Source organism: Rhizobium sp. UFLA01-1127 (assembly GCF_059803845.1).
On the sequence record NZ_JAUQTZ010000072.1, the window covers coordinates 1 to 21621 of the forward strand.

28 protein-coding genes are annotated in these 21621 nt (G+C 53.6%); 16 read left to right on the top strand and 12 right to left on the bottom strand.

Annotated features, from left to right (window positions below; all coding sequences use genetic code 11):
- Window positions 1–90: 90 nt before the first annotated feature.
- Window positions 91–852 (bottom strand): AbiU2 domain-containing protein, encoded by a 762-nt coding sequence (locus Q4Q11_RS18400; RefSeq protein ID WP_498570399.1) that lies wholly within the window; start codon window positions 850–852, stop codon window positions 91–93.
- Between the two features lie 300 nt (window positions 853–1152).
- Between Q4Q11_RS18400 and Q4Q11_RS18405 the strand changes: the two genes are divergently transcribed.
- A complete protein-coding gene (locus tag Q4Q11_RS18405) occupies window positions 1153–1608 on the top strand; it encodes a hypothetical protein (RefSeq protein WP_498570400.1) in 456 nt (151 codons plus the stop codon).
- A 232-nt stretch (window positions 1609–1840) separates the two neighbouring features.
- Window positions 1841–3295 carry a hypothetical protein gene (locus tag Q4Q11_RS18410; protein WP_498570401.1) on the top strand — a complete coding sequence of 485 codons (1455 nt, stop codon included), beginning with the start codon at window positions 1841–1843 and terminating at the stop codon, window positions 3293–3295.
- Between the two features lie 90 nt (window positions 3296–3385).
- On the opposite strand, the gene Q4Q11_RS18415 is transcribed toward Q4Q11_RS18410, so the two are convergent.
- From Q4Q11_RS18415 to Q4Q11_RS18435, 5 genes are all read right to left on the bottom strand, one after another.
- Window positions 3386–3769 carry a hypothetical protein gene (locus Q4Q11_RS18415; protein ID WP_498570402.1) on the bottom strand — a complete coding sequence of 128 codons (384 nt, stop codon included), beginning with the start codon at window positions 3767–3769 and terminating at the stop codon, window positions 3386–3388.
- Window positions 3770–3877: 108 nt separating this feature from the next.
- The gene (locus tag Q4Q11_RS18420; RefSeq protein WP_498570403.1) at window positions 3878–4582 is read right to left on the bottom strand and encodes a hypothetical protein; all 705 of its coding nucleotides are present in this window, start codon (window positions 4580–4582) and stop codon (window positions 3878–3880) included.
- 52 nt (window positions 4583–4634) lie between these two features.
- The gene (locus Q4Q11_RS18425) at window positions 4635–5843 is read right to left on the bottom strand and encodes a trypsin-like peptidase domain-containing protein (RefSeq protein ID WP_498570404.1); all 1209 of its coding nucleotides are present in this window, start codon (window positions 5841–5843) and stop codon (window positions 4635–4637) included.
- 812 nt (window positions 5844–6655) lie between these two features.
- On the bottom strand, window positions 6656–6991 hold the full coding sequence (locus Q4Q11_RS18430) for a hypothetical protein (protein WP_498570405.1): 336 nt from the start codon (window positions 6989–6991) through the stop codon (window positions 6656–6658).
- Window positions 6992–7135: 144 nt separating this feature from the next.
- A complete protein-coding gene (locus tag Q4Q11_RS18435; RefSeq protein WP_498570406.1) occupies window positions 7136–7960 on the bottom strand; it encodes a COG3904 family protein in 825 nt (274 codons plus the stop codon).
- A gap of 235 nt (window positions 7961–8195) precedes the next feature.
- Between Q4Q11_RS18435 and Q4Q11_RS18440 the strand changes: the two genes are divergently transcribed.
- Together Q4Q11_RS18440 and Q4Q11_RS18445 are read left to right on the top strand one after the other, a co-directional pair.
- Window positions 8196–8525, top strand: a complete 330-nt coding sequence (locus tag Q4Q11_RS18440) for a hypothetical protein (protein WP_498570407.1) — start codon at window positions 8196–8198, stop codon at window positions 8523–8525.
- Between the two features lie 87 nt (window positions 8526–8612).
- A complete protein-coding gene (locus tag Q4Q11_RS18445) occupies window positions 8613–8867 on the top strand; it encodes a hypothetical protein (RefSeq protein ID WP_498570408.1) in 255 nt (84 codons plus the stop codon).
- 58 nt (window positions 8868–8925) lie between these two features.
- Here the strand turns inward: Q4Q11_RS18445 and Q4Q11_RS18450 are convergent, their stop codons facing one another.
- The gene (locus Q4Q11_RS18450) at window positions 8926–9615 is read right to left on the bottom strand and encodes a hypothetical protein (protein WP_498570409.1); all 690 of its coding nucleotides are present in this window, start codon (window positions 9613–9615) and stop codon (window positions 8926–8928) included.
- 206 nt (window positions 9616–9821) lie between these two features.
- Here Q4Q11_RS18450 and Q4Q11_RS18455 point away from each other — a divergent pair, with 206 nt between their 5' ends.
- From Q4Q11_RS18455 to Q4Q11_RS18480, 6 genes are all read left to right on the top strand, one after another.
- A complete protein-coding gene (locus tag Q4Q11_RS18455; protein ID WP_498570410.1) occupies window positions 9822–11039 on the top strand; it encodes a S41 family peptidase in 1218 nt (405 codons plus the stop codon).
- A gap of 220 nt (window positions 11040–11259) precedes the next feature.
- Window positions 11260–12018 carry a glyoxalase superfamily protein gene (locus tag Q4Q11_RS18460; RefSeq protein ID WP_498570411.1) on the top strand — a complete coding sequence of 253 codons (759 nt, stop codon included), beginning with the start codon at window positions 11260–11262 and terminating at the stop codon, window positions 12016–12018.
- A 322-nt stretch (window positions 12019–12340) separates the two neighbouring features.
- Window positions 12341–12688, top strand: a complete 348-nt coding sequence (locus tag Q4Q11_RS18465) for a hypothetical protein (protein ID WP_498570412.1) — start codon at window positions 12341–12343, stop codon at window positions 12686–12688.
- A 72-nt stretch (window positions 12689–12760) separates the two neighbouring features.
- Complete coding sequence (locus Q4Q11_RS18470; protein WP_498570413.1) at window positions 12761–13012, top strand: hypothetical protein; 252 nt, start codon at window positions 12761–12763, stop codon at window positions 13010–13012.
- Window positions 13013–13073: 61 nt separating this feature from the next.
- Window positions 13074–13496: a hypothetical protein gene (locus Q4Q11_RS18475; RefSeq protein WP_498570414.1), complete on the top strand. Its 423-nt coding sequence runs from the start codon at window positions 13074–13076 to the stop codon at window positions 13494–13496.
- A gap of 57 nt (window positions 13497–13553) precedes the next feature.
- Window positions 13554–13835: a hypothetical protein gene (locus Q4Q11_RS18480; RefSeq protein WP_498570415.1), complete on the top strand. Its 282-nt coding sequence runs from the start codon at window positions 13554–13556 to the stop codon at window positions 13833–13835.
- Between the two features lie 161 nt (window positions 13836–13996).
- Here the strand turns inward: Q4Q11_RS18480 and Q4Q11_RS18485 are convergent, their stop codons facing one another.
- From Q4Q11_RS18485 to Q4Q11_RS18500, 4 genes are all read right to left on the bottom strand, one after another.
- Complete coding sequence (locus Q4Q11_RS18485; RefSeq protein WP_498570416.1) at window positions 13997–14227, bottom strand: hypothetical protein; 231 nt, start codon at window positions 14225–14227, stop codon at window positions 13997–13999.
- A 328-nt stretch (window positions 14228–14555) separates the two neighbouring features.
- Entirely contained in the window at window positions 14556–15041 is a 486-nt protein-coding gene (locus Q4Q11_RS18490) for a hypothetical protein (protein ID WP_498570417.1), read from the bottom strand.
- A 148-nt stretch (window positions 15042–15189) separates the two neighbouring features.
- Entirely contained in the window at window positions 15190–15432 is a 243-nt protein-coding gene (locus tag Q4Q11_RS18495; RefSeq protein ID WP_498570418.1) for a hypothetical protein, read from the bottom strand.
- Between the two features lie 15 nt (window positions 15433–15447).
- Window positions 15448–16185 (bottom strand): serine hydrolase domain-containing protein, encoded by a 738-nt coding sequence (locus Q4Q11_RS18500; protein WP_498570419.1) that lies wholly within the window; start codon window positions 16183–16185, stop codon window positions 15448–15450.
- Window positions 16186–16349: 164 nt separating this feature from the next.
- On the opposite strand from Q4Q11_RS18500, the gene Q4Q11_RS18505 reads away from it, so the two are divergent.
- The 6 genes from Q4Q11_RS18505 (at window position 16350) to Q4Q11_RS18530 (ending at window position 20377) form a co-directional block, all read left to right on the top strand.
- Window positions 16350–16640: a hypothetical protein gene (locus Q4Q11_RS18505; protein WP_498570420.1), complete on the top strand. Its 291-nt coding sequence runs from the start codon at window positions 16350–16352 to the stop codon at window positions 16638–16640.
- A 22-nt stretch (window positions 16641–16662) separates the two neighbouring features.
- Window positions 16663–17139 carry a hypothetical protein gene (locus Q4Q11_RS18510; protein WP_498570421.1) on the top strand — a complete coding sequence of 159 codons (477 nt, stop codon included), beginning with the start codon at window positions 16663–16665 and terminating at the stop codon, window positions 17137–17139.
- Between the two features lie 157 nt (window positions 17140–17296).
- The gene (locus tag Q4Q11_RS18515) at window positions 17297–18223 is read left to right on the top strand and encodes an alanine--tRNA ligase-related protein (RefSeq protein ID WP_498570422.1); all 927 of its coding nucleotides are present in this window, start codon (window positions 17297–17299) and stop codon (window positions 18221–18223) included.
- Between the two features lie 199 nt (window positions 18224–18422).
- The gene (locus Q4Q11_RS18520; protein ID WP_498570423.1) at window positions 18423–18737 is read left to right on the top strand and encodes a hypothetical protein; all 315 of its coding nucleotides are present in this window, start codon (window positions 18423–18425) and stop codon (window positions 18735–18737) included.
- A 188-nt stretch (window positions 18738–18925) separates the two neighbouring features.
- Window positions 18926–19375, top strand: a complete 450-nt coding sequence (rpiB, locus tag Q4Q11_RS18525; RefSeq protein WP_498570424.1) for a ribose 5-phosphate isomerase B — start codon at window positions 18926–18928, stop codon at window positions 19373–19375.
- 177 nt (window positions 19376–19552) lie between these two features.
- The gene (locus Q4Q11_RS18530) at window positions 19553–20377 is read left to right on the top strand and encodes an inositol monophosphatase family protein (protein ID WP_498570425.1); all 825 of its coding nucleotides are present in this window, start codon (window positions 19553–19555) and stop codon (window positions 20375–20377) included.
- Window positions 20378–20483: 106 nt separating this feature from the next.
- Here Q4Q11_RS18530 and Q4Q11_RS18535 read toward each other — a convergent pair whose 3' ends face one another.
- Window positions 20484–21476 (bottom strand): carbon-nitrogen hydrolase family protein, encoded by a 993-nt coding sequence (locus tag Q4Q11_RS18535; protein ID WP_498570426.1) that lies wholly within the window; start codon window positions 21474–21476, stop codon window positions 20484–20486.
- Window positions 21477–21621: the final 145 nt, after the last annotated feature.

Consider the following 21621-nt stretch of genomic DNA (forward strand, 5'->3'; position numbering starts at 1 on the left):
ATCATGGCTAAAGAACAGGCTCGAATCGAGGCTCAAAACCGTAAGCAGGCATAAAATCTATTCGCCGGACGCTTACGGAAAAAGGCGCTTTTACGCGCCAGGACTTATAAAAGATGCTCGATTGTGCGGCAACGTGATGCGGCTCGTCATCAACTCCCAGTAAGCTCTGACGCTTGCCAACGCATCCTTCATATTGTCGGCAAGCGGAATTGATGCGATGCCCGCGCCAAAAGCCAAATGCTCCCAGATCTCAACGGTCACCCGAGTGAATTCAAAGAGATCGGTATACGTGGGGCTATGTGGCCCATAGGTGTATTGGGCGGCGTGGGCGACGTGTTTGTCACGCATCGTTTTTAGCCGTTCAAGCCTGCTATCCTTCAAGGCGATTGCGAAAACGTCCATGGCTTGCTGCAGCCGTCGTTGGTCTAATGTTAGATTATTGTCCCAAGGCTGCTTGGCTTCCAAAAATTCGACGGCCGCCCGCAAATGTCTGTCGTCATTCCTATCCACGTTTCCATATGCGCGGACGATCAGTAGTTGGAGGCGGGAAATAAGGGCTGTCGAAATTCGTTTAAAAGACCAAGCTGCCTCCGTGGAATTTGCCTTTGCAAAGGTGTCCGGCTGGTCGCCGAGCTGATAGAGTTCCATTATCGCGAGGCATTCCAGCGCGTCGTCGTAACCACGTTGCGCGACCTCTTGTAGAGCTGTCCAGCTTTTTATTGGTTTGGCTTTTGTCAGTTTTCTTGCTGACAACGCGGCAGCGATAGCCAACTTAATTGACTTCGCATCTGAGCAACCCTGCTGTGACAGAATCTCCGCCGCCGCCTTAACCATCGATTCCGACACCTTCATGCGATCCCTCACGATCAAATTGTGGCTCAAAAGAAAAATCGACAGCAAACGCCAGTAGCCTGGTAGAAAGAATCTATACGGATGAGTACATTACTGGAAATCTACTAGGGGAAACAACCGTGACAGATAAATCAGACCCAAAATTGACCCATGATGGCTGGTCTAACAAATCGCAAAACCTCGATCGCGATATGGTCCAGAAATCATTCTCACCCAAAGCTACAATTTTAGATCGAGCGCCTAGCCACCCAGCACAGCCGTCTTCCTCGAACACAAAGCCCACAACCCCGCCGATTAAGAATGATTGATGTGAAATTTACACCCGAATGGGTGTCGGCGATGGCGACGAGTGCGGGGCTCTTGATTGCGCTCGGCACCGCAGCTTGGACAATTCTTGAGACTGTGCGAGCTCGGGATTTTTCGACGATTGAGGCAATTCGGCGGGCAACACAGGAGGCTTCAAGCATCCTCTATGAGAAGCTTCAGGATGAAAATCTCACTGACGCCGCCTATGACTTTTACGCACGGCATTTTCTCGATGTCTTGGAATTTGCAGCCCACGCAACGAACCACAATATGGTTGCCCGGAAGGGGAGATCTTTTCTCGCTAGTTGGCTGGAAGGTGAAATGATGGCGATCAGGAACTCGGTCGGCCTGAAGCGTCTTATTCAAGCTGCATCGTTATTGGACGGTCCGGAATACAAGGAGCTTCGCGCTTTTTGTAAAGTTCGATCTATCCAACTTCACGATCTTTGAATTTTGCAATTGTGGCTGCGTGGATCGATAAGGGTTATCTCCGGTTGCCGTGAAAAGATGGGCCGCCTGGTTCCTGGGTCGGATGACGTTAGAAATATTTGAGAAATGGGCAATGGGTCGGGCTTCGCGTGATTTGCATCGAAGAAAGTTCAACACGAAGATAACGCACCTCCGCAACATGCTGAGCAAGTGTGACGACACAGGGTTTTTACAGCTCTCATGGGCAGTAAACATGTTGCAATCTGATTTCGGAACAGACGTGCGACGGTATCTTCGTTATCCGAGAGATGCTGCCACGAATGATCTCGATAGCCCATATGCCGTATTTAAATGGGAGATCGAAACAGTCCTCACCTTGTTATTCACTACGGTGAAGGCTTCATTCAAGCGAGAGCTATACGGAACTCAAAGTTACGGGCAATTTGGCCTTTTGACAAATGCCATAAATTTGCTTCGAGATGCAGAGACACATGAGAGCGGCGCGTTTCTGAACTCAGACAACGTCCTTTTGGAAATGCACCGCATAGGGCATCGTCAATTTGGCTGGCAAAGGGGCTTCGCTACTGGCGAGCGACTCTATCGATTTGCGTATGTCTACGGGCAGGGTGCTTGCGCAGATTATTTTGAAGCCACTTACGGATTGACGATCCAAGAGTTTCTAAAAATCGGCTTTGTTTTTTTCGTTCAGTTGCAGAAGCATCCTTGGACAAAGGCAATTGGAATTGACGGCTTGGGGTTGGACGCCTCAAATCTCGAACGAGCGCTTCCGTTGTTTTCTCGCTCGCTAGCGGAAACTCGCGCAGATGCCCGGGCTCTGGTAGCTAAAGCCCGAGAGAGCCGGGTGGCGCAAACTGCGTACTTGCCCAGCCCGCTGCGACGTTTTCCCATTATTACTGCGCCAGAGCACGAGGCTTATATCGCGCCGCTTCCGCAGCTGATCATGAATCGAATGACCGCAGGCCTCTACTATGACATTGCAGGCGGCCCCGGAAACCTCATTACGGAAGCGAACAATCGTTTTGAGGAGTATGCGCGACTTGTAATCAAGGTTTTTTTTCCACGCTTTGACGTGCTGCCGAGTCAGCGCTACGGGCCGAAGAAGACCGCCGTCGATACCCCTGATATTCTCATAAGGGATGGCGAACAAATTGTTGGCGTCATTGAGTGCAAAGCGACGAAACTGACGCACGAAGCTCAATTCGCAGAAAACCCGATGGAAGGAGCTGAAAGGGCCTACTCCCAGGTGGTCAAGGGGATCACGCAGCTTTGGAAATTTTTCTCTGACGTCCGACGTGGGATATTTTCTGCAATTCCCGTCGCCGACAATGCTCATGGAGTCTTGCTTACGATGGATGCCTGGTTGCAAACATCCGCAGAACTTCAAGCCGCCGCAATCGCGCTTGCAAAGAACCGTGTCGAACAAGATCCCGAAGTAACGGACGCTGACATGCGACCTGTAATTTTCTGCTCGATGCAAGAAGTGGCAGACATCATGTTTGTATCGGATGAGGATCAATTTCTCGCTACTTTAGGGAATGCTGCCAAAGAGGAGTTCAAAGGGTGGCCGTTACGCGAGGTACGGAGGTCAACGGCCGCCGAAGGAGAAGGACGTGCCTATCCATTGGACATAACCGACCTATTGCCTTGGTTCGGGGATATTCGCGAGGCCGACGGAAAACACGATTGATTGTTGGCTTGCCGGACTTGAGGAAGCGCCTGGATCGCCTTTCGCCGCTGCAGAGATTCGACCAATAATTCTCTGGCGACCGGGAGCTGTTCAGGATTGAGGAATATTGCCATCCGCGTCGTATACATCGCAATGATACTGACCAAAGGCATTCCAAAGCACGTTGAACGCCGGGCGCATTGCTTTCGTGGCGTCAATATCAAAGCCGTCGACATAAATTACCGGCAAAACGGTTATTTCTCGCCCTAGTGGTTCCGTTTCCTGGAACACGCCTCCCGGTCGTGCGTAGCGATAGACGGTCTTGGACACGCTGCACAATGATAAAAAAACATACGCCGGTAGCCCCATGTCATAGTGCTCGACGATGTTCAGACACTGCTTTACGCGATTGACAACCAATGGGACGAATTGGACGCCAACAAAACGCGATGCTTGACCGTCGCCCGTTGGCAGATCAGCAGCCCCCTCGATCACACCATTTCGAAAGTACCTACGAATTCCTAGCGACCTTAACGAAGTGCGTGCCGCCAGCCAATCTTTGCGCACCAAAGGGCAATTTACCCAATCCTGACCTGCGCCCGTCTACCAATCATCCTTTTTAAGAAATCGCACATAGTCGGACTGCAACGACTTCGCTTCGCTGTTCGTTTCCGGGTAGAGGGAATGCGATGTTGAGATGTTTTGGTTCGACGTCAGTGCGACTTGTTGCTTCTCGACCCAGGGAAGCAATTGATCAATCCCCGTTGAAACAGGCTCGTCCGTCAGGTTCACTGAAACGCTCGTGAGACGAACGTTTTCTCCGACCAGGGTCTGAAGATTACCCTGGTTAGCGATGACCGCACTGTTGGGATCCGCCATATCGGCGAAGTAAATCACTGTGGGGACATATTCCGACGGTACGTTGATTGGATGATGGGGAAGCTCGCTGACCTTCCTGTATGGCGGTAACGCCTTAAACGCTTGAAACGGCATGCTCCGGGCTCTGAATGAGTGGTCAGCAACACCCAAAAGAGCGAACAAATATTTCCCGTTAGAAAACTTGATGGGGATTGCCTGACCTTGAACAGCAAAGGTGTATCCGCACATTCCAATACAGGGGATATTCCGGCGGATAGCGACGTGCACGACATTGGAACCCATGACTCGTGCCCCATTCTCGTCAAAAGTTACCTGGACTCGATAGCTGAATTCATCTTCAGTGGAAGCAATTCTCTGCCACATCGCAAGACCCGCGAGCGCCGTGAAGAGCAGGCCAAAGAATATGAGTAATTTCCATAGCCATTTCACGCGTCGACACCATGCCAATCAAAATCTCTGTTACTCGGCTACACACTCCAGGCTACTTCACCCCGAGTTCGACACCCTTGGTGATACGCGGGCGTCCCAGGTAATCCTTGAGCCAGCATTCTGACTTCTTCGGGACGTACGAGAACGCTTTGCAAACATTGTCACCGATGCAGGCGGTGAAGCATGCAAGATAATTCGTGTTCTGCAATCGCTTATAGTCGCCGCCTGGCGTGTCCATGCCGGAATAGCTGGTAAAATCGGACACTATGACGCTGGCTGCCTTTGTGGATGAATAGGACGCGATGGCGTCGCTATTTCTGATCAAGGCAACCACGTTGTCCTTTAGGAAGCAGACGCCGTGCTTTGTGTTATAAGTTATCGCCGCACAACGCCCCTCACCTTCGCAAATCTGGTGGCAATCGGCATAGGTGACGTCCTTCACCATCCGATAGTCGAATCCAATCGCATCATAGCCACGAGCGTCGATCAGGGCGGTAGTTGTGGGCTGAGCCGGTAGGCTTGTCGACGCCTCGGGTGGCTTTGCGGCAGCCTGTACCTCGGGCTTCCCGTAACAAAGGATCTGAAAGACTGATGGGGTTAGCTTCTCAGCAAGATCGGCCGTCGAGATCGGCTGTTGATCTGCGGCTCGGTCACCGGACTGGCCCGCGATACTTTGTGACTGCATGAACAAATCCGCGACCGAGGCGCGAATTGCAAAATTGACGTTCTGCGCTGTGATGCCGATTTGGTCGGCAGTCTCTTTTGACAGAGTTGTGCTCGTGATCCCCATCAGGAAGCCGTCGCGGTCCACTACCGGTCCACCAGAGTTGCCCGGCTGGATTGGGGTAGATATCTGGATATACCTCGTATCGTTTTTCAGCCCAGCCAGCGCATTCACGTTTCCGGTCGTTACCTTCACGGAGTCTGCCAACAGGCTGGCTAGGGGATACCCGATGGCGACCAAGTCTTCCCCCAAGCGTGTTGGTGCATGCCGAAAGACGAGTGGCTTCAATGGTTCAGGCGCGGCGATCTTGATCAGAGCAAGATCGTTGTTGGCGTCGATCCGGGGATCCGCCGCATCGCCTTTTCCCTTCACCTCAATCCGCGTGCAACCTTGGACGACGTGAGCATTCGTCAGCAGCCATCCATCGTTTGTAACGGCAAAGCCCGTGCCGGAGGAATTCGGGCTGTCAGCAAAGCAATTTGACGCGATGCTGGCGCTCGCGACGATGACGACAAGAATACGAGACAAACCCGACATGCCAAGCTCCCCAGGGTGAGGAGACACTAGAACTCCGGCGCACCGCAATGCAACCATATCTTGCGGCAACGGTTAAGTTTTGGGTTAAGGACACGCTGGGAACTCTTTGTCCCGTCAGGTTGCGATCGCCTTTATTTTGAACTCCGAGGAACCACGGGCTATTCGGCAGCACCGAAATGTAGCTCTTTATTTCCATATTTAATTCGGTCCGTCCGAACAATTTATCGTGGCATTTATCCATGCTGCTGCGACCACCCAGGACCAAGCTGTGCTCAATTCGAGGCCACCGAATAATTCACCTGATAGGGGATTTAGAAATTTCGGACGGCTACAGTGATCGCCTAGCCGTGGAACTTGGGCTAAATGCTGTCGCTAAAAGCGGACATCTGATTGTTCGAGCCAACCGGAAAATGGATATCTTCGTGGTTGCCCTGCCAATTCGAATGAAGGAGCAGTGATTGAGCAAGCTATGTACGAACAGTAGCAATTCGATCGGTGCCTATTCCATTGAGCGGTGTATCCGCACAATGGAATAGGAATTGCTCCTATAATTCGGCATCTCCGAAAAGTTTGCATTGCGAAATTCGAGCCGATTCTGCGGAAAAGTTAGGGGATTGGTGGAAAATCTTAGTGGATTGGTCGAATACGGCCTTCCGATAGCCGCACAAAATCAACCACTTAAACCCCATCCCGAATTTCTGGAATCTATAGAATTAATGCTAGCGGAAATCCGGCTCGTTCATCCGGGCTTATATGCCGGTCCGATGGCTCGCAGCCCTATTTATGATTGGCGGCTCCGATCGACGCAAAATCTAATCATGCCAGCGTCGAACCAGGTCAGGAAACTTGTCCAGGAGCGCACATTGCTGGTCTGGGTCCAACCCCTGATATTTTCCCATCGCCGTCATAAACCTTGCTTGGAATGTTCCGTCTGCTCTTCGTTCAGCGACCGATCTTTCCCTCAGCCACTCGCCTTCGCCGGTCTCATCATAGCGCCAGTTGCAATCCATCCCCGCTGCGGTAATCGCCGCAAGCGAGTCGATTTCTACGGCAGTTAGCGGCTTTCTGAATTGGATTTCCTGGAGGGCGTGGACCGCAACCAACACAAACAGAGCGGTCACCCCACACAGAACAGTCACACCCGTCATTATCCAACCCTTCATTCCGAGCATTCTGTGAGAGCCCTGTCAGTACCTGCCAAGATCAAAGGCCCATCCGTGGCCTGACACGATCCTGAGGGTTGAAGCATGGACAGCATCTTTTCAACGGATGTAGAAGGCAGCATGCGGCATTCAGAACTCGTTGGGCGCGGCAGATGTTTTGATACCGGTTCCTCGGATAACATCGCCCGGTTCATCAGTGGACGAGAAGGCCCTCGTAATGACGTGGGATTTGAGCGCCTCGGCGCTCTGGATATAGTAGATACCGTTTGGAGTCGCTAATCCCATCATGGCGAATACGTCATTACTGCTGACGCCCATTTCATCGAGGTAGATGGCAAGCTTCCGATTCAGCTCTGGATCGATTTTCGTCGATATCACATCGAGCCTTCGTCTTCCCGTCTCTTGGTGACTTGGGCCGTTTGTAAGCTGATGAACGCCAACATACGCGTTAGCAGCCGCAGCCCGTGCCCTGCCTCCTGCCAAGACGAATGGGCAAGCTGAGAAGCAGTATGCCCCTCCGACGTGAACTTCGCCTTCAGACCATCCATCCTTGATGATCTTTTCCGTGCAGCGGGGATCGAGCATTGGACAGCCATTCAACTGTGTTCTGCCTACCGCAGTATCTAGTTCGGCAGTCCGGATCATGCGACCAACCGAGAGCGCCGCTGCTACGTCTCCACCACGAGATTGAAGCACCACGGGAAGTTTTCTGCCCCCAAGATCCTTCAGAAGCTTTTTAAATCGTTTTGGCGTCTCAGCTGTTATCTTGCCTTCGGCAGATATCCATTGGACACAGCTTTCTTGACAATTACCGTTGCTGACCAACACGAAGTTCATGGATCGCTCTTCCGGCGTCTCTTTGCTTTCGGTTGCAGATGCAATGGCAATCCCGAACAGAAAAACGGCTGCGGTGATCAGGGAAAGGGCTGTAGGAAAGCTCAAGCGCGTCGCCATGAAAAGCTCCAGAAACGGCAGACTCACTGATATCGCTTCGCCCACCTTCCTACAACCATTTTGAGAAGCAGGACATCTGCAGATAGCGGATAAGACGATTAAATTGTCACGTCGCAACGCTCTACGGATCCTTGCCGCCTGATCACACGTTGGCCGCCCTCGGATTAAGCACTTCGACGCGTGACCCGTACGACGACACTTTCAAAGAGGCCCGATCAACCGATATCACCTCCGCTTGACACCCTGCCAAAATGAGAACATTTATAGAACAGACGAGGCTGCTTGCCTCGGTTTATGGAAAAATGAGGAAGAATACCGCCGCTTTGTCGGCGGGACGGAGATAAGTGCCGTGCAGGTGCCCCGCTATTCGCTCACGCCCCATGATGCCGAAGTCTTTCGGGAGCTTGTCGCGTTCCTGGGAGAAGATGTTTTTGACCAGCGGGGGAAAGATGGTGCCATCGCAAAATCAGACGCATTCCAGCGACGTATCAGCGAAGCACGTGGCGTTCTCAGGCATATCGGTGCTTACGATGGAGCAAGTGGGAACGAGAAAACCATCCGTTAACCAAGGAATCCCTACCCTCCTGCCGTGGCTCCAGAATCGCTATTTGGTTCCTGGAGTCGATCGCGCTCATCTTTCGAGGATTTTTCCATGGCTGACGATACCGCAAAGATCGCACGCTCCACAGACGAGATGATGGTCGCAGATCATTTCTGCGAGTTTCCGGGATGTGTGAAATGGGGTGGGCTCGGATACGACGTAGGGTACGGTGAAGCCCAATGGTTTTGCTACGAGCACAAATGGGATGACTACCGTCTGGGGAAAGCACGGCGCTCATTCTTCGATGATGAGGCTTCTGGGATCGAGGCGATCATGGTCGAGCCTCATACTGCAGCTTTCGGGTAAGCTGCCGCTTCATACATCTGACCCATTGTCATTGACGCTCGGCCAGCTGGTGACCAGATCACATTTTTATTGCACCACTCAACCGGGTGGGAGGCACGTCGCGATACTTGGCGGCTACTTGTTCATGTAGTTTGATAACGTCATCGACCAAGACGTCCGGCAACCGACATTGGGTTTTGACCTCAAAGATAAATGGCTCTTGTTCATCTGCCGCACCTGGGTAGTAGCGCTCAAAGATGAGCCCGATATGGGGTTCGCCCGTTTGGGAGTGGAGACCGAGCGATAAGCGCGAGCGCCCTTCCAGGATATTTGAAGAGCCGCTTTTGAATGCTCCGATCCAAGTGTCACTACCGGATGTATGCGCCTCCGGTAGCAAGAGGTCGCAGGCCTCACCCACAGTCATCCCTTCCCAACGGTTGCCGCTGCGGGCTTGGGCGTGCATGTAATCCGCATCCTGTAAACCAGTACGTATGACACCCGTCTCAAAATTCCGCTCCGCGCGAATTTCCAATGGAGCGGTGCCGAAACGCAAAAGTCCCTTGTGATTTTTCTGAAACGCGCCCGCAAGATAATAGAGATATTCCCCCCAAGGTTCGATCTCCCAGAAAACTCCGTCATACGTTGCGGGCTTGCCGTGATCTGCCGGAAAATCAAACCAGACGGGAACCGATATCGGATCGTCAATGACGAGCTTGGGCTGGAGATTGACTTCAGGGTGTGCAGCCAGGTTGATCGTCGCATCCCCCAATGGCTTAACCGCCTTCGCCTTCGAGGAGCCACGAAAAAACCTCTGTAACCAGCCTGGCATAGGACCCCGCAAAACAATATTCTCGTTTTCTACTATCCAAATGACGTTACCGGAAAGTTGATCGGGCGGGCTAGTCTCTGTGGATGCGATAGGATCACGCCCAAGCCGCATGACAATGCCGTCGCAATCGCTAACAGAATGCTCGTATGACCTCGTTTCGTGACCCGGATCTCACAGACCGTGCCTATATCGGCGCAACCGCCTACCATGCGATCAAGCGCTACTTTGCGCATGCGGAAGGATTGCCCGCCGGGTATGACTTCGAGGCGCGTTACCGTGCCTATCTGCGAGAGGCGTTGGAAGCACCGGACAGGAAAGCCTTTTCGCTCGCTACAATGCGTTTCTTCGCGAGCCTGCGAAATGGCCATACTTCCTTTTGGGACGAAGAATTGACGCAGCAGACAGGACCGATGCCGTTCAGGATAAGACGGATCGAAAATCAGTGGACGGCGGTCCGATCAAGGATGGCTGAGCTTCATCCCGGTGACGTGGTGACGGTCGTTGACGGCAAACCGGTCGACGACTGGCTTGAGGCCGTGCGTGAACACATTGGTCAATCCAGCCTGGCGGCGCTGGATTGGATGACATGGCTCCGCCCCTATCTGTTACCGCTGCGTTTTACGATCGGCACGGATGACGGTAGGCAAGTGCCAATCGACTTGAGAGAACCACCGACGGGTCCAGAGCGGGGCCCTCCTCTCGCAAGTGAAGTCGAAACGATCCACCGCCCAGACGGACTGGTGGTGATCCGTATTCCTAGCTCTGATGACCCGAAATATGAGGAGGCCGCTATTGCTGCCATTCGGGGTGTGGAAAGTGCACGTTTCATTCTCCTCGATCTTCGCGACAACAATGGAGGCAGTTCGCCAGGCGGGTTGCTGTCTGCCATTATGACGAAGCCCTATCGGGGCACATTGGTGTCCACTCCCATGACGATCGCGAAGTCCGACGCTTCGAACTCCTTCAACGGCAATATCCCCGCGCTGCCGACAACCATGATGCAAAGCGGCCCTGATGTAACGCTACCCTTCCCAGACGCCTGGCAGGGAAAGATGGCGCTGCTCATCAATGGTGGCAGCGCTTCTGCTTGCGAGGATTTCGCGTTGCGCTTCAAGGATGGTGATCGTGGGCTCGTGCTCGGTGAACCCAGCTTTGGATCGACGGGGCAGCCCTACTTCATGAGGTTTCCGGAATTCGGCATGTCGTTCGGGGTATCGACCAAGCGCGAATACTTTCCCGATGGTCGCCAGTTCGAAGGCGTGGGCGTGACGCCTGACGTACTTTTTCCTCTAACCCGCGACGAATTGCGGAACGATGTCGGCACTCAGCTCGAACTGGCGGCTAAGATGCTATTGGCACAGTAAACCGCTCGTCGCCGAAAATCTCTCCAATAGATGGAAACTAGCTCACTTGACGTGACTCGCCGAACCGTTCAGCATCAACTCGGTTGGTGCTACCGGTCCGCTCACGCCTTCAGGGGCATGGTGAAAGCACCAGATTGACCATCAATTTCTCGCGAGAGATCGGTCCGTCAGAAACGTGAGCACTGGCTTCGTGGTCCGATCCATCACGGGAATAACATCCATGAATAGCTACAAAGACGCCAAGCACATGGCGAAAGTGCTCGAAGAAACGCTGCGTGAAAGAAATGTTGCCGTCTCTCATGGAGAAGCTCTGAACATTGTTGCAAGGCAGTTCGGTCTCAATGACTGGAATACCCTGTCCGCCCGTATCAAGAATGATGAGCGCTCGGGTGCCAGGCGAATGCAGGCCCTGCAATGCTGGGATTTCATCGGTGAGCATCCAACCGAATTCGATTTCGGCCTGGACGAGAACGCCCGCAATTCCGAGCGTCGGGCGGCTGTCATACGCTACAGCGGCACCAAACCGACACGCTATCCTGAAGTTAAACGTGTTTTTGGGACGCTTGCGCAAACGGTTGCCGCCCATCCATATCATGGGCAGCGTATTGAAGTTGCGGCCGATCTGGCCACGGAAAGAGTGTCCAACGGGGCGACTATATGGGTGCGTGTCGATGGTTCATCCGGGAACGCATTGGCTTTTGACAATCTGAAAGATCATACGGGTAACGGCTGGCTGTTTGGTGATAACGACTGGACGCGCCGGAGGATTGTGATCGACGTGCCGCCCGACGGGGTGAAGCTGTTCTTCGGGTTCTTCCTGAAAGGAACAGGCACGGTTTGGAGTGCGGATTTCACTCTAACTCCCGTGGGCGCAGATACCTCTCTCACGGGACGGCCCTTCAGCAGGCCTCCCCTAAACCAGAGCTGGATACTGCCCGACAACCTCGATTTTTCGAGGGTCGTTAGCCTGGCGCTCTGAATACCAAGGCCGAACGGGGGAAATTCCGTTCGGCTTTCCGTTCGAGAAGACTTCGATCGGGGCCGACGGCAGCCAAGGTGAGCGCTTCACGCCGCTTTTGGTCATATGAAGCCGTTATGGTGCTGGGGTATCCGTTGGGCATCATTCGTGTCCAACGCCTGTCGAAAAAGCTCGGCCATATTTTCATTGATTGTCGATAAGCGCATATTCGAATTTGATGGCTATGCTATCAGCTATGTCAATCGCAAAGGTAAGGCTTGTGGTCGGCAGCTCGGTGGGTGCTGGGCACCCACGTCCAATTTTAGAAGGCGTGGATGATTCGATGGAACGTACCGACTGGCTCGACAAGAGTGAGATTGATCCCGACTGGGATCAAGCCTTCGCCGATGAAATCCTCGGTACCTTGGTTCTCCTTGGGATTACCCATCGCGACCCCGACGGGACCGTAACAAAAGAGGAGCAATTGCACGGTTACGTCAAATCCGTCGATCAACGCTGGGGAATAACAATCAAACTCGAAGGCGACGACGTTCGGGAGGAAATCAACCTTCCTCCCATGCTTGAAGTCTTCGAACGGGCGGAGCCCGGTACCTATGCCGATCACGCTGGCAATGCCGTCCGCGACCCCGATTTCACCGCATATTGGACCGTCACCTTCGGAACGAGTTAGCCCCAACCCCTCGGCCACTTTTGGTCAACGGCGGGAATACGCCACTAGCAAACCCAAAAACTGTTGCTTTCCATGATTCAGCTGCTGAACATCATACAACGCCACCTTGCGGCTTATCGCTTAGCACTTGTAGGTTTGCCGTCTTTGGGGCTGTATTTTTATCCCGATGTCTTCGTGATCGTACCGCTTGCGCTCCTCCCTGCTATTCCCGGTGCCCTCCTTCGCCCCTGGCGTGACAACCACATAATTAATGGTCAGGCGAAGGCTGCGATAGATTGGTACGACGGCGTCGTCTGGATCTGGCGGGGCTTCCCCATGAAATAAATCTACGCGCAAGGCACGCGATCTAACTGATCCATGCGAGGGCGACGTAGGAGATGAGAACATGAAGACGCTTGGTCTCTTGCGGAAACAGACGATAACTCGCAAAGGCGACATGGAGGGCCAGTTGGCCAAATTTCTGATTGGCATCATCTATCACGAACCGGAATCAATGACGCTTTGGCAAAAAGGACTTGTCGAGGATTGCGAGTCTTCGACAGGTCTCTTCGTTAAGGCCGAAACAAGCGACCTCGCCCTCGCTTGGGGCGAGAAAGTGGGGCAAGAACTTCTGCGAAGGGCAAATGCAGATCCAACTTTGGATTTCAACGAATTGGGCTACTACTGTTGGCTCGAAGAAAATCCCTCAACATCCCAATGGCGGCATTGCCTCGATTTCTTCCAAGTGGTTGGCGAAGGCGAATTTCCGGATTTTGATAAAATGGGGACGGAGGCGTACAAGCGCTGGATGACAGCCGCCCGCATTTAGACCGGGCGAACGGTACGAGAAATCGCTTTTCTACTGAACTTTACCAGAATTTCCACCATGGCCGCCCTGGAAGGCAGTATACGCATGGATGGGAAGCAAGGCACCGCTATCGCAGTCAAAAGTCCAGCAGTTGCCGACCAGACGATGTACCTCAGGTTCAACAAAACCAATAAGATTGGTAATCAGACCCGGATCATCCTTGCTGTTCCAAGACAATTCAATACGCTGATTGCAGAGAGCTATTGCACTACTATGTTCGCGGGGGAAATTTACCGATATCTCCCGGGATTCCTTCAGTACATGTGCCCCTTTGCTCAATTGGATGTCTCGCCTATTTGACCGCCACGTTTACCGTCATCATTAACGGCCACAGGCAGTCCCGCATCGATAAGCATTTACCGTGGAATTATCCGTGCACGGCAGGCAATTTTCACACGTAGTAGCTCCCCCTTTGCGTCCGACCGCCTCTTTCGGAAGGGTGGTTCGTGAAGTAAAACACTTCAATGAAAAACGAACTCGTCCACGAAATCTGGCTCGATCCCGAGCCAGACGGCCAACGGCTCCCCGGCCTTTGTCTTGCTGGCCCAATGGGGAACGGCTTCAGAGCGCTCCTTAATAAAGGGGCTGTTAAGGCTGGCGAGATAACTGGGCATAGCCATTTCGATGTCATGACGAAATACTGGAAGCTTCAGGGCTGGGGCGAGTACCAGACGGAGCACCGGCAGGGTCACGAGCCATATCCAGACGAATGGGCTCTCATTCAACGCCCCTTTATCGACAGCATGTGAATTTCCGGCTTGACCGCGATCGACGCAAACTCGCCTTGGGTCTGAAGGCCGGTCTTCAAAGCGAACCCCGTATTGGTGGTCAAGTGTGATTGGCACATCGCTTACGATACTTCGGACCTGCAGGCGAGGATTTGGGAGATGGCCCGTCAGATTTTGGCAAAAATAAAATGTTCAGGGCTGTCTGCATTTGCCTCTGAAGCTACGGAGGAGCCGTACGCCCCCTTAATTGTGTTGAAGGTGGCCAAACGACTACCGCCCCTGCTCCCCAGTCTCAGCAGTCTGACGGCAAAGGATATCGGGCATTCCGTTTTTCGAAATCTGCAAGCGGCGCACGGTGTAATACGCGCCGGTAGTTCTCAAGCGTCCACTCACCGAGATTGGATGAGATGCGGCTCATTATTTCCACTGTTGGTGCCATCCAGTTCCAGCGAGAGTAGCCATCGTCCCTAAGACCATAGGGAAGCGGCGCAACATCGCTCGGTGCGCTTCTGCTTCGCAGTTCAATCGATTGAGCATGTGCCTCGGCCATACCGATTAAGAACCGTCTCGCGGCGTCTGAAAGGGAGAGTCCTGCTATCCGCTGAATCTCACTTCCTCTTTCTGTGATCACAATATCGTAGCGACCAGCTACGACTTCGACGTGGGCAGAGCCATCGTCCCGACGCACCCTGGGAATTTGGATACATTCTCCGAGGTCAGCTCTGGCCCAAAGACCTTCAGTTACAGCTTGAAGCTCAACGATCAGATCGCTTTGCATTCTTAGTTTCCTCATAAACATAAGAAAGACCGTCGAGAGACCTGGAGGGAAGAAGCCCAGTAAAGCTCGATCTCCGGGTATGGACTACAAAAGTTGCAATCCTTGGGACATCTCGTTCTGCAGCATGCCAAATTTGAAACTCCATTGGTCATCCCATATGAGAAACAGCGTCCATCACCAACGATACGCCCTCCCACAATTTTTCATTTTGTTGGGGCGATCTCTCGATGGACCGGGCGACATTGGCAATGATCACCCGCTCGGCGGGCATGACGGCGATCATCTGACCAAATGCGCCGTGAGCGAAATATCGGAATGGCGGAAGATACGCATGATATTTCGATGCCTCTTGATTCTGGGCTTCCCCATTGTGGCCTGTAGTCCACCACATGTAGCCATAGCCTGCCTACCCGTCGAAGGAATGCGCTGACACACTGTCATGCACCCATTGTTCAGGTAGGACCTGCGCACCATTCCAACGTCCACGGTTGAGATAAAGCCACCCAAAACGCGCAAGGTCTCTCGCCGTCATATGCATATGATAGGCTGGATGCTGTGACTGAGCGCCTCGCAGGTAAGCACCATCGGACGGATGGAAATCCCGCATTCCGATCCTGGTCGCAATGTCCGTCATCACGCCGTCGAACACCGTGTGGCCGGTCGCCTGTTCATAAATTGTCCCGAGAGCATTGAAATCCCAATTGTTGTAATGCCAGAAACTGCCGGGCTCCTGGCTTCCTCGGGGCGGCTTTGCAGCAGTCATCTCTTTCGATTCAGCCAGCGCGGGATGATAGATGCCTGATCGAGCCTGAAGGAGATGCCGAACAGTCGCTTGGCGCTCAGTCTGGGTCAGGCCGTCAATGTCGTCGATGCCCAAATCCTCCATCGTGGCATCAAGGCGAATTTTACCCCGTTGCACCTCCATCCCGATCAGGGCGCTGAGAAAGCTTTTGCGGATGGAACGGATGAGAACTTTTTGATCTGTCGCACCGCTGTCGTGGATAATCCGCCCCTCATGAACAACGATCGTCCCGATCGAGCCAAAGGCCGCGAATGCTGCCTCGGCTTGCGCCAGGAGTTCTCCGGGCCAACCAGTTAGACTCGCCTCCTCCCATTTATTGTCTGGGAACACTACGCTGTTCATACGATCTCCTCTTTAGGATGAAGATAAGGTGTTCGCCTGCCTTTTTCGTGCCTCCGACAATTTGCGAACGGCAAAAGGTTCGTTCCGCTCAGGAACTTTTGCGATCTTTCGTCGCCAACAAGATCTTGCTATTCAAAATTGCAATTCGATCATGGCGAGGCAAGATGAGACTGGAACTTTTTGTTGTGACGATGGCGATCGTTGGATTGACTGTCAGCGGATGCGCGAGACGCGTCGAGGATATGAGCAGAACCGAAATTGACGCTGCGACGAGAAGAAAAATTAACGAGTGCATTGTCGAAATAAACCAGGGCAAACACGCCAACTACATCAAGCCAGGAGATCCGGCCTATAGGCTCATTCGCTGCACACTAGATAAGGAGTGCTGCGCACCGTCCGGAACTACCAAAGCCGCTTCCGAAGCCTTGCCAGCAAGAAGCCGTAAATCGCCGTAAATTGAGGCATTCAGGGATGGTCATGAAACATCAACGCCGACCTGCCTGGCGGTTCCTTTTACTGCCCCTGCGGCTCATCATAGCCGTGCTCGTCATCATCAGTGAAATCGCCCGGCCCGTTTATCGGCCGCTTGTGAACTGGTTTGCTTCGCTTTCCATCGTAAAGCATTTTGGCGAGTATGTCGGTTCGTTGCCACGAAGCGTTATTCTCGTTCTCTTCATTGTGCCGCTGGCGATTGCCGAACCCCTGAAGATCTATGCATTGCTCGTGATCGCCCGGGGCCATGTGATCTCAGGGCTGGTCATAATCGCATTGGCGTATCTGATGAGCTTTCTCCTGGTTGAGCGCCTGTTCCACGCGGGTCGTGAGAAGCTGCTAACCTACGCTTGGCTAAAATGGATTATGGATCGCGTCGAGATCGTTCGAAATTGGATGGCCGAGGTGAAGGAAAGCTTCAGGGCCTCCGTACGCAGCTGGCTTGGGTATCCCCGAAACTGATCAGTCAAAGGTGACGGAATCCGGACCCAGAGAGCCCCCCGATGCAGACGTACCAACAGGCAACACTTTTGGGAACGGTACAAGGTGAGCTTCATAAACCGGCATGACGAACCGTCATGATGGGCTCGCGAAGAACGATTTCAGCACAGAGCGATGATTGCCGTTTGCATGCGATGCAACTATATTTTCCGAAGGCACACGAACAGCAAAGGAGGTTGCCTATGACATCGCGGGACGCCTGATCCAGCAATATCGAGACTTCTGTCTTTCCAAAGGCATCGACTTCACACGCATAGAATCCGTACGGCCGCCCGATAACACCACGCTCTTCTGCGGCGCTGGCATGCAGCGGTACAAACCCCTCTTCTCCGATCCATCCTACATTGGAACCGTTGCGAACTCTCAGGCCTGCCTGAGAATGGGCGATCTCGACGAAATCGGAGACGGCACGCATTTCCTCCACTTCACGATGCTCGGGCTTTTCTCGTTTCGAGAAATGACCGTCGGCGACGCCATCGACTTCTGGATCGAGTTTCTCGGGACACTCGGCCTCGTACCCGATCACGTCACGATCCATCCGGACCGGCTGGAGCATTGGACGCCGCTTTATCGCGGTCGCATTCCCATCGTTCCCGATGACGAATGCACCTGGAGCGACGGCAACGTCAGCGGCTACTGCACCGAGTTCTACAAGGATGGCATCGAGATCGGAAACATCGTCAATCCGCTCGGGACCTGCATTGACGTCGGCTTCGGTGCCGAACGTCTTGATATGATCGTGAACAGGACGCCTCCGGATGACGCTTTGGCTACGTTGCGCGATACCGTCATGCGGATTGTGGAAAGCGGCTACCAACCAGGAAACAAGGAGCAAGGATACATCCTGCGAAAGCTCCTCCGTCGTATCCATGTGATCGGCGGAACGCTGGACCATCCCTATTTCGAGCAAGAGGTCGAGCGTCAGCAGCGACTGCGTTCCAAGTATCGCCGACTTCGGGACAAACATCCTGACAAGAGCCCAGAATGGTGGTTCGACACCCATGGCATCGACGTTGCTGAGATGCACGAGAGCGGCGACCAATAGCAAGGCACATCGCCTCCTGATGACAAGCCCGGGAGGCGATGCGCACAACAATGCGCCGGGCTTTTGCTCCTGTCTCGGCGCATTTTCCTCACCTCGTAACCGACTGATGGCCGGACCAGGGAAGATGACTCCAACTTGACTTGGGCAGAAGGTAGACCGACGTTGAGGCGAGCATCTTGGCCGTGATTCTAGGATTTCCGTGACCGTCACAACAGATTTTATTGCTGATCTCGTGCGAGCCGCAAATGGGGTCGAGAAACTATCTGCCCATCAGGTCAGCGATCTGCTGGATAGATCTGTCGATACAATCCGGCAACTACGCCAAGAACTCGGGATCGTCCCGGTGCCGGGCAAAGACGCGCTGATTTATATTCGTACCGTTTCGGCGGGAGCAGCCAGGGTGCCGCAGGAGGAATGGCACTACGGTCTGCTTCACGCAGCGGAGATGATCCGTGACCTCCACATTGTTCGCGATACGGGCACAGAATTTCGAATTTGCGAGATCGAGCCATGAAGACGGCAAGATCCGGCTCTGCGAGGAAACCCGTCTCGAACAATGAGCATGATTGCCAGCATGGAAGAAGGGATTCACCATGAACGATGTCGAACGACCTGCCGCGCGGACATATTGATGGAGCAACTACCATCTTATCCGATTGCGTCGTGCCTCCAAATTGCCTTGGAAAATAGGACTCCTTCTCCATGACAACCAACAACCGTATTGTCCTCTCCAGCGACCACTCAGGAGTTCAGTTGCGGCAGACCATTGCCGCCCACATCACGGCGCTTGGCTGGGCAGCGGTCGACATCGGACCGACGACGCCAGAAAGCACTCATTACCCTAAGCACGGCGAAGCGGCTGCACGGCTCGTCGCCTCTGGCGATTGCCGACTTGGCATCATTTTATGCGGTACCGGACAAGGCATTATGATGGCGGCAAACAAAATAAGGGGCATCAGGTGTGGTGTCTGTGCAGACACATTTTCAGCCCGCATGATCCGCCGACACAACGATGCCAACATGCTGTCGATTGGCGTGCGCGTGGTGGGTGAAGGATTGGCACTCGATATCGTGGATACATTCCTGAATACCCAATTCGAAGGCGGTCGTCATTCGACGCGGATAGAAATGATTGCTGCATTGGAGGCGTAAGGCTCGGCTTTTGCTTCATGTTCAGCATTTGCTTCATGTTCAGCAAAAGGCGCTGTTCGAGGAAGAGCCGGGGATTTGTGTCGGGATTACTCACACGTTTTCAACCATATACAAACGTGAGGCTGCTTTGCTATGGTTGAGAGTTGGAAACTTTTTCATGGTGGTTGGTAGCTCAGAATGTTTGACCCAACTGAGATTGTTGAGATTGCCGAAAAGGCCGCGCAACAGGCAGGGCATGCCGTCACCGATCAGTGGAACGCGTACAAACTAGACGTTAAAGACAAGGGTGCGACGGATGTTGTTAGTGCCGCCGACCTCGCCGCCGACCGCATCATATCGACAGCGATACGCACCGCATTCCCTGGCCATCGGATTATGTCCGAAGAAGGCCCATCCGAAAATGAGGTCGATTACTCCGGCCCCCTTTGGATCATCGACCCAATCGATGGCACTGCAAATTATGTTCGTGGACATGGATATTTTGGCATCTCGATAGCATTCGCATTTGATGGGGTCGTACAGGCGGGATGCGTCCACGCACCAATACTCGGAGAGACATTCCTGGCGGTGAAAGGCGGCGGAGCAAAACTGAACGGTAGCTCGATCAAGGTCGCCTCGCCGAATACTTTGCTTAGGTCGATTGTCAGCACGGGCTTCCCTCATGAGAAATCGGACATTGATCATCTGGTCAGACGGGTGAGCGTGTTGCTTCGAAGTTGTAAGGATATTCGACGTGGCGGTTCTCCTGTTTTAGACATCTCTTACGTCGGGATGGGACGGCTGGACGCACACACGGAAACGCTTTTTCCCTGGGACGTTGCGGCAGCCGGTTTAGTGGCGACCGAAGCAGGCGCTAAGCGAAGCAACTTGGGGCCGGTACCGATCGATGTCCCTGCTGACCTTTTGGGTGAGGATGTCGTGTTTTCGGCCCCGGAAATTCATGAGGAACTTGTCGACCGACTCCGCAAGTTGAGCCCATCGCTATCAATGGGGCACCCTTGAATAGTTCGACGACCTGACGCTGAAAGGCTACCAGCATGCGACCCAGGAACATGCCCGGACACCGTGTCAGTGGAACGAGGTCGCCCCACTGACCATCGATGCCTCCTCAGAAAACATTCCGACCGTCGCTTCGAGGATCATCGTTCACCTGATGGGGAACGTAGAGATCCGATCGAACCTTTCGCCTCCACGGTCGAGCCAAATTCTCCGGGTCAGTCTGGATATCAGCAAAGGCAATGCCAGGACGTCCGTCCGTTGAGCATAAAGCCGCCCAACGACCATCCGGAGCGGCAATTCCGGAAGGCATGATGACACTTTGCGGCGCATGCGCTGCATAACTCACCCAATACGTGTTGCTAGCAGCATGCCCCAAAGCCTCCGCAGCAAAAGCGGGAGCGGCGTCCGGAAGCTCCCCTGTCGTCGAGAACAGGACGCAATCGACACCAAGGCGTTCATATTCAAGGAAGATCTCGGGGTAGTGAGTTTCCATTCCCATCGCGCAACCGAAGCGAAACCCACCGGCATCAAAAGTGATCGGCAGCTTTCCCGGCGAATACATGAAGGAAATCTTGGTATTCGAGAGCAACCGCTCATCGTACCGGGTGACGATTTCCCCACGATCGGAAATGACATACAGGCTGTTATGAGGTCGATGCGGTGGAGTCAGCTGATGCACCGAACCGAGCACCACCCAAAGCTTGAGCTTTTTCGCGAGTTTAGCCGTCTGTTGCAATTCTTCCTGCAGAACACCCCATTCGAAGCGGCTCCAGTCGGAAAGACCGATTTCCCTTGGGCCGAGTTCGGACATGATACGCTTGTTGGGCGAACAAGTGGCACCTTCGGAGAAATGGACGAGCTGCGCACCTCCTGCCCTCGCCTCCCGCATCAGCTGTCGGATTTCCAGACCGCTGGCTCGAAGTGCTTGCCTATCGCGCGGATCGTTGAACAGCGTGGTTTGGGCCACGGCCAGCCGCAGAGTTTTGGTAACAGGGATGCTGGGATGGGTACCACGAACATGCATGAGTGCCGTAGCATAGGACTCGCCGGTTTTTGCCGAGCGGGCACGAACGCGACGCTTGAAATTTCCGTTCTTTGTCATTGTCAGACCTTCCCGTTCGAACGAAAGCTCCCCAGCAACAACGCTCAAACGATAGGACCAAGACAACGACCCGAGACGAAAGTCCCTTTGCCTCCGTTGAAGACCATGCTGGGGAAGGTCCTGGGAGGTTCGGCGAAGGTCACGC